Origin of the sequence: Leptospira inadai serovar Lyme str. 10, from assembly GCF_000243675.2 — a bacterium.
Classification (GTDB): Bacteria; Spirochaetota; Leptospiria; order Leptospirales; family Leptospiraceae; genus Leptospira_B; species Leptospira_B inadai.
Genome location: NZ_AHMM02000004.1, coordinates 1 through 13,302 on the forward strand (window position 1 = coordinate 1; position 13,302 = coordinate 13,302).

At 44.4% G+C, this 13,302-nt stretch carries 11 protein-coding genes; 6 read left to right on the forward strand and 5 right to left on the reverse strand.

Annotated features, from left to right (window positions below):
- The 6 genes from LEP1GSC047_RS00250 to LEP1GSC047_RS00275 all read left to right on the forward strand — a co-directional run.
- Positions 1-368, forward strand: a 368-nt coding sequence (locus tag LEP1GSC047_RS00250; RefSeq protein WP_039933701.1) for a hypothetical protein, incomplete at its 5' end; no start/stop codon positions are given.
- 4 nt (positions 369-372) lie between these two features.
- Positions 373-1,992: an HET-C-related protein gene (locus LEP1GSC047_RS00255; protein WP_238325492.1), complete on the forward strand. Its 1,620-nt coding sequence runs from the start codon at positions 373-375 to the stop codon at positions 1,990-1,992.
- 52 nt (positions 1,993-2,044) lie between these two features.
- Positions 2,045-2,650: a hypothetical protein gene (locus LEP1GSC047_RS00260; RefSeq protein WP_010410196.1), complete on the forward strand. Its 606-nt coding sequence runs from the start codon at positions 2,045-2,047 to the stop codon at positions 2,648-2,650.
- Positions 2,651-2,935: 285 nt separating this feature from the next.
- Complete coding sequence (locus LEP1GSC047_RS00265; RefSeq protein ID WP_039933704.1) at positions 2,936-4,276, forward strand: hypothetical protein; 1,341 nt, start codon at positions 2,936-2,938, stop codon at positions 4,274-4,276.
- Positions 4,277-4,308: 32 nt separating this feature from the next.
- Complete coding sequence (locus LEP1GSC047_RS00270; RefSeq protein ID WP_020988009.1) at positions 4,309-5,283, forward strand: Tle-like phospholipase domain-containing protein; 975 nt, start codon at positions 4,309-4,311, stop codon at positions 5,281-5,283.
- A 13-nt stretch (positions 5,284-5,296) separates the two neighbouring features.
- Positions 5,297-6,265 carry an ankyrin repeat domain-containing protein gene (locus LEP1GSC047_RS00275; protein ID WP_020988003.1) on the forward strand — a complete coding sequence of 323 codons (969 nt, stop codon included), beginning with the start codon at positions 5,297-5,299 and terminating at the stop codon, positions 6,263-6,265.
- A gap of 1,127 nt (positions 6,266-7,392) precedes the next feature.
- On the opposite strand, the gene LEP1GSC047_RS00285 is transcribed toward LEP1GSC047_RS00275, so the two are convergent.
- The 5 genes from LEP1GSC047_RS00285 to LEP1GSC047_RS00305 all read right to left on the reverse strand — a co-directional run bounded on the left by LEP1GSC047_RS00285 (position 7,393) and on the right by LEP1GSC047_RS00305 (position 13,154).
- Positions 7,393-8,142: a glucose 1-dehydrogenase gene (locus LEP1GSC047_RS00285; protein WP_039933715.1), complete on the reverse strand. Its 750-nt coding sequence runs from the start codon at positions 8,140-8,142 to the stop codon at positions 7,393-7,395.
- A gap of 69 nt (positions 8,143-8,211) precedes the next feature.
- On the reverse strand, positions 8,212-8,640 hold the full coding sequence (locus LEP1GSC047_RS00290) for a MarR family winged helix-turn-helix transcriptional regulator (protein WP_010410204.1): 429 nt from the start codon (positions 8,638-8,640) through the stop codon (positions 8,212-8,214).
- Between the two features lie 197 nt (positions 8,641-8,837).
- Positions 8,838-10,685, reverse strand: a complete 1,848-nt coding sequence (locus LEP1GSC047_RS00295; RefSeq protein WP_020988011.1) for a SpoIIE family protein phosphatase — start codon at positions 10,683-10,685, stop codon at positions 8,838-8,840.
- A gap of 295 nt (positions 10,686-10,980) precedes the next feature.
- Positions 10,981-11,814, reverse strand: a complete 834-nt coding sequence (locus tag LEP1GSC047_RS00300) for a formylglycine-generating enzyme family protein (protein WP_373364549.1) — start codon at positions 11,812-11,814, stop codon at positions 10,981-10,983.
- A gap of 134 nt (positions 11,815-11,948) precedes the next feature.
- The gene (locus LEP1GSC047_RS00305; RefSeq protein WP_238325493.1) at positions 11,949-13,154 is read right to left on the reverse strand and encodes a hypothetical protein; all 1,206 of its coding nucleotides are present in this window, start codon (positions 13,152-13,154) and stop codon (positions 11,949-11,951) included.
- Positions 13,155-13,302: the final 148 nt, after the last annotated feature.

A 13,302-nucleotide genomic window follows, 5' to 3' on the forward strand; every position in this document is an offset into this window, starting at 1 on the left:
ATAGAAAGAAATCCGGAATGGGAAGATTTACGGCCAGGCGACAGCGATTCTCGGAGGACTGGGGAGATTTTATCCAGAATGGAGTGCAGGCGATTGCGAGCTTTAGCCAGGCGATTGTGAGAGGGATAGGTGCAAGCTTTAGCGGAAACTGGGATGGAACTCATGAGGCAATGAAGGAAACAGGAGATTATTTGAATAAGGCAAAATCGAGTGCTCTATATTCGATCACCGGAATGGTGGACTTTAACTTGTTTCTAGGAGATCTTGTGAATGAAGCGGGAGGAATGTTAATCAATGAACTTTCCTTCAAGACGAAAGTCGTTAGTATAGGGGATGTTAGACTTCGGGACTTTCAAGACGGATCATAGCGACTTGAACAGATCGATCGCAGCAGGCTACGGAGAACTCGCCGATAACCGAGAGAAATACATGAGCGAAGAGCATAGGGTATATTCAAGAAACGCGAATTACTTATATAGAAATGACCAAGTAATGGATGCGATCATAACGACAGGCTTGGCGGCTTGCACGGCGATTCCAAACCCTGCATCCCCGGGATGTTTTACCAGTTTGGTTGCTTACAAGACAGCTCGAGGAGCATACGAAGGCGGGGTGGTTGGAGCAGGAGCAGCACTCGGAAGTGCAGCTCTTACTTCCACAATGAGGTCCACCGGCTTCGGGGTGAACTTCGGGTATAGCTATGCAAACGGATACAGCGCAGGAATCAACTACGGGATTCCGGGACAGACAACCGGAATCCAGGGTGGAGTCGGCTACTCGCAAAGAAACGGATGGAACGCAAAGATCGGATACGGATTCAAAAACGGAGTCAATCTTTCGTATGACCACTCCGAATTCGGAGGAGATACGTATACAGGCACATTGGCAAACAACTACGGCGGAGCATTCTTAAACTATAATACGGAAAACGGATACAGCGGGGGAATCAACGTCACGTCGAACGGTTCTATCTTCGGGAATCCGTTGGGTGCGTTTAGCACTCTCGGTTATGGGAACTCGGGAGTATACAACGATGTGAGTTATTTTGTTCCTGAGAAGGCACCTCTGACGGAGGCCGAGAGGGAACAGGCTGCGGAGTCCGCGAGGAATAACCTGCTGAATAATATTCTGGGTGGAATCGGGTATGTGGCTGGGAGAGTCGGGGACTTTGCGAAAGGGATTTGGGACAGGTTGTTTGGGGAGGAGGATGGTGATAGTGATCGAGGTTTTAAATTAATTTCTCCAAATTTAGCGAAAGATATAAATGGTTTAAAATATTATAATGTTAATGGTCGATGGATACAGGAAGGGACATTTGCAGACCTAATAACTGCGGATTTGAAACCGGGAGATGTTGCTGCAATTTTAGAAATCTTTTCTAAACATTTACATGGTGAAATGACCGAAGAAGTACTTAGATCTCTTGGATTTTCCAAAAAAGATATTGAATTAGTTTCGAACGCGAATAAAGGACAGGACTATCACCAAGGAACGCCAAAATTCCATTTTGACGGAGCTGAGAATTTTCAACAAATAATGAGTGGCGGGATGAAATACATAGAAGAGCAATGGGATTTAATCAACGGTGAAAAGTCTACAAAGAATGAAATCCTGCAAGCATTCGGGCGAATTGCTCACGCAATTCAAGACTTCTACTCTCATTCGAATTACGTTGAGCTCTATTTAAAGAACGTTGGAGATCCTGAAGGGAAAGTTGTATCTCCAGTGGATGTGCCTACCTTTTTCGAAGCCATGACATCAGCAAACCTGCAATCATTTCGAGATATACTTATCAAAGAATTAAGAACGGGCGTGTTTTCGGTCTCCAATCATTTTATGGGAACTGAGGACCCCAATGATCATTACAATATGAATCACGATGATCCTTCCCGACCTCGGCATGGATTTGCGAGGAGCGCGGCAGCTCGGGATACTTACTTTATTGGTGTATCCGTGCAGGAAATTTTAAAAAAGCTCCAGTCAATTTATTAAAATTGAATAAGTTAATTACTAAACTTTGAAGAAAAAAACAGGAACGACACGTATGAAAATAGAAAATCAACGAAATATAAATTATCTTCTCGTTTTCCAATTCGTTTGTAGATTCAAGTCCGTTATTCTTTTTATTATTTTAAATTTCATTAATTGTTCATCTTATATGATCAAAGAAAATCGGAAATATATAGAACGACCTGAATCAGTAGAATTTAGCTATCTGGAAAAACGGATCAACGATTTCAGAGACGTATTTACTGTCACTGCAATTAAAAATTATGGTATTGGCGCAAAATTACAAATTTCAAATTTTGGAGTTGGCGCATATTTTCAACCCGGCGAATCACCCTTCGAATATTCTGAAGAGTTTGGATTGAGAAATGGAGTATGGGGAAATCATGATACGTTTGACGCTGTTCTTATCGTGGGCGTTGACCGTTCAAACCCAAGAATTATGCAACCGCTGGTTAGAAAATATAGAAAGGATAAAGTGATCGAGCTCATTCCTTTTGAATCTTGGGGTCGAATTGGACTGGCTATGGCTGTCTGGAGTGGGGTAAGGGTTGAAATTAATTTAATCGAGGTTGTTGACTTTGTTTTGGGTTTCGTAGGGATAGATATATTAAATGATGATAAGATTAAGATAATTGAATAGTCTTTCGATTGGGAACAATGTTATTTTAATTGAAAATTATAAAGAAGATAGCTGATCCTCGCTAGAAATAAAGTAGCAGATGAAAGCGCAGATATAACGAAAATGATCTCTCCCCGTGGCAACGAGACCTCGGGTCCGGGGGTTTAGAGCAGAAGATTCCCCGGAGAGGGGGTAGCGGAAGACGCGTGTAACGCGGCTGTAGCGCGGGGGAGACTTCCCCCCGTCAGTCCTCCGTCCTCTGTCTTCTGTCCTCTGCATGGAAACTGGGAGGGAACTCACGAAGCAATGAAGGAGACACGGGATTTTATTAATAAAGCGGGAACTAGCCTAATGTATTCGATCACCGGAATGGTGGACTTTAACTTGTTTCTAGGAGATCTTGTGAATGAAGCGGGAGGAATGTTAATCAACGAACTTTCCTTCAAGACGAAAGTCGTTAGTATGGGGATGTTAGACTTCGGGACTTTCAAGACGGATCATAGCGACTTGAACAGATCGATCGCAGCAGGCTACGGAGAACTCGCCGATAACCGAGAGAAATACATGAGCGAAGAGCATAGGGTATATTCAAGAAACGCGAATTACTTATATAGAAATGACCAAGTAATGGATGCGATCATAACGACAGGCTTGGCGGCTTGCACGGCGATTCCGAACCCGGCATCCCCGGGATGTTTTAGTGGTTTAGTGGCTTACAAGACAGCTCGGGGAGCCTACGAAGGCGGAGTGGTTGGAGCCGGTGCGGCTATGGGAAGCGCAGCTCTTACTTCCACAATGAGGTCCACCGGGTTCGGAGTGAACTTCGGATACAGTTATGCGAACGGATACAGCGCAGGAATCAACTATGGGATTCCGGGGCAGACAACCGGAATCCAGGGTGGAGTCGGCTACTCGCAAAGAAACGGATGGAACGCGAAGATCGGATACGGATTCAAGAACGGAGCCAATCTTTCGTATGATCACTCCGAATTCGGAGGAGATACATACACCGGAACCTTAGCGAACAACTACGGAGGAGCATTCTTAAACTATAATACGGAAAACGGATATAGCGGGGGAATCAATGTAACATCCAACGGTTCCATCTTCGGGAATCCGCTCGGTGCGTTTAGCACTCTCGGCTATGGGAACTCGGGAGTATATAACGATGTGAGTTATTTTGTTCCTGAGAAGGCACCTCTGACGGAGGCCGAGAGGGAACAGGCTGCGGAGTCTGCCAGGAATAACCTGTTGAATAATATCCTGGGCGGGATCGGGTATGTGGCTGGGAGAGTTGGCAATGCAGCCTTAGACTTTGGAAGTTATGTAACCGGGATCGGACTTGGAGAAGGAGAGAGCTCACTTTGGGGAGATATCTCCAGCGGAGCCCGTAGAATCGGTAATGGAATCGCTAACTTTGCGAGTGGAGTTTGGGATGGTGTCACTGGATTCGCGAAAAGCACTTGGGACAAGACGAAGAGCTTTGCGAGTGGAACTTGGGATTGGATAAAATCCGGAGGGAAGTCACTTTTGAATGGAGCCGGTTACGTACTTGGTTGGGGCAATTCGCAGGGGAATACTCTTCTAGGGGATTTGGGTCGTGGCATTGTCAAAGCAGGAACAGTAATTTCGGATTGGGTATTATGATAGAGGGATAAACGGCAGATACGACCAAGGCTTTGGCAGATATTTCCAATATCAAGGAAATAGGATTAAAAACTGAGAATATAGCCAATCAAATTGAAAGAGATCGTCAGTTTGCCTCTATCACAGGTGATGCGGAGATGATGGCAAAAGCGAACGCCAAAGAGCAGAACTTCCGGTCAGCCGTAATGTCGGAAGCTTCGTATTTAGATTACAATTCAAAAGAACCGGCGATGCAAGAGAAGGTGAAGGCAATGAACGAAGCCTTACAAAAAATAGGAGTTTCTCATGTAGGCGAAGACGAGATGCGTAAAACAGGAATACCGCAGAACGTGATCGATAAATTTAAAGATGCGGAATCCGGAATGCATGCAGAATTATTTAAATATGCGGATGAAAACGGAAAAACGAAATACACAGTCGCCTTTAGAGGAACAGAATTTGACCTATTCTCCACAGAAAGCTGGAAGGATATCGGAACAGATATTGCCAATGCTTTAGGGTTTAAGACCGAGCAATATAAAAGGGCAGCCGAATTAGCGAAGGCACTATCCCAGACTACCATCGGTAGCAGCCTTGATTTTACAGGCCATTCGTTAGGCGCTGGATTGGCGACGATGGCGGCTAGTATGAATAAATCATACACTGCGACTACCTTCAATGCAGCCAATGTGAGTGAGAGAGTAGTTGTGGGCTTAGATGGTTCTCTGTCCGGAATAGAAAACCGAGTGAATTCTATTTATTTGAAAGGTGAAATTGTATCGAATATCCAATACAATAGTGTACAAGCGGGTATCGATTGGGCTCTGCAAGCGTTGGGAACGAGCTATCGTTATAATTCGTTAATCCAGGAATCTCCCGGGAATCGAATTCCAATAATAGGAATTTTGAATGGGCAACCCAAGACTTGGCAAGGGTACGTGAACCCGTTAACTTCATTCCAATTACACGGAAATTCAGCGGTAATAGATAGCTTGTATAATCACTATATGAATAGGCAAGATTATTGAAACGGAATATAAAATGAAAAAGAATTCAAGTATAATCATCGGGATCATCATCATGTTATTTTCATCCTTTTTTCAAATGTCCTGTGCCACGATGTTTCTTCGTTGTGCGGGTTGTACGATTAGCGAAGCCTATAGCGATCCAACCGCTTTAAAATTAGTGAAAGCGGCAGTTGGAGGGGACAGTAAGAAAGTAGCGGAGTTAGTAAAGGAAGGGGCGAATCCGAATCACTTGGAACCGGACAAGGTGCCGATGCTACTTTGGACGATTTGTGGGCAGAATGTAGAAGGTTTTGAAGCTTTACTGAAAGCGGGAGCGGACCCTAATTTGGGCGGAACAGGTCATGGGCGGGGGCAAGGAAACCAAGGAGGGGATGGGGTAAGCATTGTTTACGAACGTTGGTCGGCGATGACTTTTGCGGCAGGAGATCCAGATTCTCGTTTTTTAAAATTGGCAATCCAATATGGAGGGGATTTAAATTCAGAAAAAAGAGGAAAGAAAGCGGTAGCTGGAACAGGATTGCCTCTTATTAGAGCGGCTTTCGAAGGCTTATTTGACAATATCAAACTTTTAGTCGAATCAGGAGCCGATATCAATATTCATACAGAAACCGATTCTGCCCCCGAGATGGCCATTGGAGTGCGCGGTCGTTTTGATATAGCGATTTGGTTTTTAGAGCATGGCTATACGTATAATCTTCTTGGTTTAGCGAAGACGGCGGAAGGAAGGGCGGTAACTAGAAATCAGCCATATAAGGAAAAGTTCATTGATATGCTAACGGAAAAAGGGATTCAATTTCCAGTAACTGATGTGTATAAAGAACTTCACAAATACCGGGAACTCCCGCCTGGAGCGATGCAGGATATTGTGTATGGCAGAAAGGGTTGTCGAGATTTTCCTTTAAAGCCAGGTCGATACAATGATAGAACTTGTTGGGGTGGAGAAATGCCATCTGGTTCTAGAAAACAACAGAATGATATATGAATGCCATCTTGTTTACGATTAGGAGAAACGGCCTGGAATGGAAAACGAGAGGCCGTGAATCTGCTTGTGTATAGTATAATTCCTTAATTTAGTATCCCCGCAGCAACGATACGTAGGGTGCGAAGCAGTCGCAGCGTTATGATCGAAGAATGATAGATAAACAAAAGAGGCGCTGAGACCGGAGCGAACGCGAAGCCCGGAGTAGCGTGACCCTGAGCGAAGTGAAGGGGGCTGCCCGTCAGAGGACAGAAGACAGAGGACTGAGGACAGAACATTGATAAGCGGAGTTTCCACGTACTATAGAAAGATTTTTATGCTAAGAGTGGATTTGTCCCCCGTCCTCTGTATCATTTTTAACTTCGAGCAGCTTCTGTCTAGCGTGAGCAAAGCGAACGCGTCTGTCCTCTGTCTTCTGTCCTCTGCACGGGAACTGGGATGGAACTCACGAATTTAAGATAGAAGAGACCATCGATAAAGAATCGCAAAGCCTACAGTTGAATAAGCGATAAGATAAATCCACTTTCGGTATTTATAAACTAACCGGAAAAGAGCGGTCCGATATGGATATTGATTTGAATCAATATCCGAAGCCTCAGCGATTATGACTGATGGATTTTCCGAAGAAACTTCAGGTAAAAGGCCATTTTTCCAGGATCGTAAGACCTTCGCAAAATCTTCTCCGTAGGCACTCTTCGGGAGTGGAGTTTCTTTATGGATTTGGGTCAAGTTTTCTTGGCAAATTAAACAATCCCGAATATGATTCCTTACGAAGACGGGAATCCTTTTTTCTGAATATGCCAATTCACGAAGATAATCCGGTTCTAGACAGGTCGGTTTCAATTATTCGTAGAACTCCTTATTATAGTCTATAATATGAGGGAAATACGTCAACCGAAATAGATAAGATGAATATAACTATTTCTTTTTAATAAAAATTATAAGGCCTTTATATTCTAAAAAGAAATAGTTTTAAAATCTAGGTCGAACATTCCGTTTCCTTTTTGAAACGATCTTTAGGAGAAAGTATGTGCTCTAATCTCGATCGACCTTCTTGTTTGCATTTTGCCTCCGGGTTCGACTGCTCTGTCGCGATAGTATCGATTCCGTAGAAAGATTGATTCCTTTCCCTAAAATCCGATCATCATTCCTCCGTCTACCCTTAAGGTTGTACCAGTGATCCAGTCAGCCTCTTCGGATGCTAGGAAATACACTGCAGATGCAACCGCCTCTTCCGGATTTCTATCTATCTTTAATGGTATTGTATTTAAGATAGAATTCCTTATTTCTTCCGAAAGGTTCGGGGCGAATCCATTCGCGATAAAACCGGCCGCAACGCAATTTACCGTTATATTACGAGATGCTAATTCTCTTGCGGATGATTTAGTGAGTGCCATCAGGCCCGCTTTGGCCGAAGAATAATTACTCTGTCCTCCATTCCCGTAAAATCCCGAAACGGATCCTACGTTGATGATTCTTCCTTTCTTGGCTTTGAGCATGATTTTAGCCGCAGTTTGCGTTCCTAAAAAAGCCCCTTTTAAACAGACATCCTGTACTAAATTCCATTTTTCTTCGCTGAGTCGAATCAAAAGATCGTCCTCTACGACTCCGGCATTATTGACCCAGATATCAAGAGAATCGAAATGTTCTAAAGCAAATTCTCCTAACGATTTGTTTTGTTCTTTGGATCGAACATCGCAAGCTTTTCCTAGGACTGGTCCTCCGGTCGATGTCTTTAATTCATAGGCAGTCTTCTCGCAATTTCCTTGGTCTAGATCGGAGATAATTACGTTAAGACCCCGTTCCGCGAAAATTCGTCCGATTTCTTTACCGATTCCGCGCGCAGAACCGGTAATCACCGCTGTTTTATTCTTAGACATGAAAAATTCCTCCATTATTTATTTCGATATCGAAATAGTTACCCTAAATAATCCGATTCTCATTTCTTTTCAAATTTCGAAATTTGCATGGATTTTGGAAAGTAATCGCACGAATTCAGCTTTTTCGGTTTCGTCCAAACCTTTATACAATTTATTTAAAGTGATTTTAGAAGCTTTTATAACTTTTTCCACCGATCGTTTCCCTTTTTCGGTTAAATCCGCGGTGGTGACCCGCTCATCCGGATCGAGTTTTGTCCTAATTACGTAACCGAATTCTTCCATCTTATCCAAAAGTGCGGTTGCCGTCGAATTCGTTCGATCCAGGATCGTAGCCAACTCACTCATTCTCATCGCTCCATTCTTGCTCAATACGAAAAGGACTCCTGCATGGGCCGGAGCTATATCCTGAATCCCTTGTTTTTCCAATTCTCGCCCGAGAAATTTTTGAATTCTATCCCGAGTCCTGGATAATAGATGAATTACATAATCCCCTTTCATATATTTCGACATCGAAATATATGAATCGGCAGCGAGTAAATGAAAAAAAAATCGCGATTTTATTTTTTTAGCGATGTTCGAACTATCTAAAGATGGGGTTTATATCGAGCGGGAGGATGTCTCGCTCGGTTCGTCGAAGTTATAGTCGATTGAATTATCGCTTTTCGTTAAGCGACGATCTTTACCCGAGGACTCGTCTATCCGATATATTCCGCGACAAGTAAGGCCATATCATCCTGATGCTGATAGGAATAGTTTTCCCCTTGATACGCTTGTACGGCTTTCATAACGGCATCGCATAAATGCTCGGGAGTTAAGTTTGCATTTTGTTTTAATATTTCCGCGAGGTATTCCTCTCCCAGCAAATCTCCCTCGGAATTTCTTGCGTCAGGAATTCCGTCGGTGTAGAGGACCACTTTATCTCCCGGATTTAAAGGAACCACCTCGGTTTGATAGTCGGCGGGAATGGACTCGTAGATTGCCACTCCTTTCGGTCGATAGAATTCTATTTGCCCGTTCTTTCGTAAAATCAAACATTCCGGGTGTCCGGCGTTCGCGATTAGGGCGTGGCCTGTCCTTAAATCTACGGTGATAAACGTAGCGGTCAAAAAATGTCCATCCAACTTTCCTTCCAATTGCTGTCGTATATGCTGCAATAACGCGGACGGGTCCTGTAGATAGTTTGCCCAAGTTCCTAACGTCATTTTTACCATCGACGCAAGTAAAGCTGCGGAAACTCCGTGTCCGGTCACGTCTCCGATGAACATTCCCAACGTCGAAGATTTCGGGTCATAGAGAACGTCCAATAAATCGCCTCCTACTTCCATCATCGGTCGATAACGGTACGCCATAGAAGCGTGAGGAATGACCGGAAGTTCTCTAGGAAGCAGGGAGGATTGGATCTTTCCTGCGATAGAAAGGTCTTTTGCCAATATTTTTCCTTTTTGCTCCAACTCGGTTTTTTGCAATTCGATTATGCGGGTTCTCTCCTCTACTTTAGATTCGAGTGATTCGTTTAATATTTGCAATTTGCTTTGAGAATTTTCTAAAGCTCTAAACACCTCGGCATAACGTTTTGCAAGTGCGAGACTGAATAGAAGCGTCAACCCTAAAAAGCTTTCATTTACCCAAGTGCCTGCGTTGCCGATTCCTGCAAACGAAAGGACGGTGTAAAAGGAGGACGTCGCCACCAAAACTAATCCCGAAACGACCCAACGAAAGGACAAGATGCTGGTTTTACGATATTGTACGAATATGTAGGTCGTATAGATGAAGAATAAAACTAGAACGGCTATGAACGTATCGAAAGCGTATCGACTGAAAAGAAACAACCCTCCGGTGAGTCCGTACTCCAACGAAGGCCAGAGGCTATGGATGAAAAAAACAATCTCCAATGCTGTCCCGATCTTATCCCTTGGAGATTGAAAAATTCCGCGAGTGAATTCATGAAAGAGGATCGGCAAAAAAGCGCCCACGGAATATCCGAAGAAAATATAAGTCCATGGCGAATCGAGTACATATAAGCTCCAGCCCTCGTAAGACGGATACCATAACGCTAAGGATAAATTCAGGATCGAAAACGAGAGATTAAATTTGTCCTGCCTTCTCCTTAAGTAAATAAATATAAAAAAGACGAATGAAAAGAGTTCTAACGAAGTGAAGAATAAAACTCTAGTCGCTTTCAATAAAAAAACGGACTGGATTTCTTCGAACGTTCCTAAGATCGGGTTTTCCCGCAAACTTCTGGGGCCCGCAAAGGGCGATAAAACTAGATCCAAGTGCTCCTCTTCGTTAAAGGCTTCGATCGGCACGATTCTCGGTCTAGAAACATTCTGTTTTTGTCGTTTGTATAAATTTATATCCGATTCCAATACGCTTCCCTCGCGCAGTAGAATGCAGCCCGAGGGACAGAATGGAAGATATACCGCGACTCGATACGGGCATTCTCCGCTTTGCCCCGCGGACGAAGAACATCGAATCGTATGGGAATAGACGGAGAAATAATTTTCCGGAGAATCCGTTTTCGGAATTTGTGTTAAGGACACTATCTCGCTCTCACGAGATGTCTCGGCATTGCGCGAGTTCAATAATGGATCTTCCGCAAAATGTCGGGAAGACCATTCCTTCAGAATAGCCGGAGATTTCCTGAGAGACCATTCGGACCTAGGAGTTTCGGAATGGAGAGCATTAAGGAATATTAATGAATATATTAATATTCCGACTATACGGAAACGGGAGTTCTTTAAAAGGGTTTTCAATTCGATTTTCATTTTTACGCATATATGGCCGAAGTCGGCTAAGAACTATTATTTGTAAGGAATGCATCATGGTTGCAAGATTTTATTCATCCGAATCCTTTGCGCATCGGAAGCCGAAATGGTGGTATTCCGGGAAGTTCTGAGGGATATGTGCCCTACGCTTGGAACCCCTTGCGTAATAGGCGGACCACCACCAGGATCCTCCTTTTAACACCTTTTTATCATACCCAGGACAGGGCTCTTGGCCTTGGCAAGGTCCTTGCGGGTCGACACCTTTACAATCTTCTCCGCAGGCCGCATAACTTGGAGCATACCAATCCTGCACCCATTCCCAGGAATTTCCCGCCATATCGTAAAGTCCGTACACTCCGGGAGCTCTAGTCCCCACCTCGGAAGTCGGCATGAGGTTCGGAGGATCCAATATTTCCTGCGCACAACCCTTATGTTTTTTTACGTTGATGACTGCGTTCTTGCAAGTGGCGGGCTTATTTCCCCAAGGATACAGATTTCCGTTAGGTCCGCGGGCCGCCTTTTCCCATTCAGCCTCGGTCGGCAAGCGTTTCCCCACCCATTCGCAATATTCCTTTGCGGTATACCAGCTAACTCCGACAACGGGTTGTTTAGGTTTGAGGTATGGATCTCCGTATTTCGGGCCTATAAAATCGCAGGTTACGTTTTGAAGGCAATCCTTGCATTTTCCCGCGGCGGTGCATTTGTCGAAGTCGGCATTCGTGACTTCGTACGTATCCATAAAAAAATCGCTGATATACACGTTGTTTTCGGGCCTTTCATCCGACTCGTATTGGTTACTACCCCGGATAAAATCCCCTGCCGGGATGCATTTCATATTCGGAATTTTCTTTCCTTTGCACGGCTTATTCGCGTCCGGATTACCCATGATATGAGGGGCTATCATAAAGGCTAACGAGAGTAATAGTAGGAATATATGGACCGGACGAAAAGAGTTCATGACGACGTTACGTCTCGGAATTCATAGGGATTTATTAGATTTTCTGAATGAGGATTCTTGCTGGCAAGAGAAAAATTCATTTAAAGCGTCGGTATGCTGCAGGAGGAGAAGTCGATCAGGCCGGCTCCGGATGCGGAATTTCCTTTGGTATCCGTACCCGAATAGGAGTAAGATCCTTTTCCTCCGCTAAAAATCACCGTCCCACTTCCGTTCCGACTTCCCGAGAGGGTAAATGAAATGCTTCCGGATTTCGGGAGGCAATCCACATACCGCCATTTTACCGGCGATATTATGGCAACGGTAGCCGTGAACCCTTCTTCTTGGTGAACGACTTGAATCGTTCCGGTTCCCCAGATCCGGTACCAATTTAGAAAATCGGAACTACTCTTATCCACTCCGATTTGCAGCGGAGTCGGAGTGCTAATCGTATGGGAAAAAAGCGGATTCGACCCTATATAACCTTCTCGTAAAATACTAATCGTCTGGGTATAAAAGGAGATCGAAGAACCGGACACGCTAGTCCAGGATATCGAGGCGGCTTGTTTAGTGGAGGGGGAAGCTCCCGAAAACGATAGGCTGGAGCCTGTTCCGGTCAATTTTGTAATCCGATTCGATCCGCTTTTTACCTTCCGATTCAATCCTATCGTTAGCGTGGAACCGCTCTGGATAAACGGTCTCGCTCCGGAAAGTCCGCTCCAAATCGCTTCCGAACTGCCTTCTATTTGCCAGCTCGTAAAAGGAAGAAAGGTGCAGTCCTGAAACGTTTTTGAAACGAAGAATGCGGAGTTGGGAATTCGGGAGGAACTGACTAAATAATTGTCTATGAAATCATAGCCGTTGACGGAGGTCACCTGTCGTTTATAACTACCGCCGCCCCAACATTGGAAAGAAAGATTATAGGCGCCCAGCTCCCCGAAATCAAATCCTCGGTTCCAGAATCTACCAAGAACCGACAGAAGCGCTTCTCTCGTACCGCCCTTTTTCTCGGAAAACGCAAGGCTGGAGCCTTCTCCGGTCAGGCCTTCCATGGAAGAAGATACCGAATCCAACGCCGATGTAACGGATTCTCCGACCGGATCGTATTGGCCGGAAAGCACCAAAGCGGCTAGCAGAATTTGGTTTTGCGGGTCCGTTCCTTGATTTTTACAATCGAATTGCAGAAAGACGATCGTAGCCGCGAGGAAAAAAGAAATCGGTCTGTATTTTACGCGCATTTCGTTCAAACCTATATTATCGAATAACTGTTCAAAAAAAGTCGAGAGAAGGAGCCTGTCTACCCTTGTCATTCTACACGGTGAGCGAAAACCTGTCAAACACCAGGTTTTTCCGTCTTGGAAACGCCATTCCGGGGAAAAAATCCCATATTCAAGAATAGTTTGCTTGATCCGACCGAATCGGCTTTCAATATAACTCTTTCCATAAAACATGTAAGGG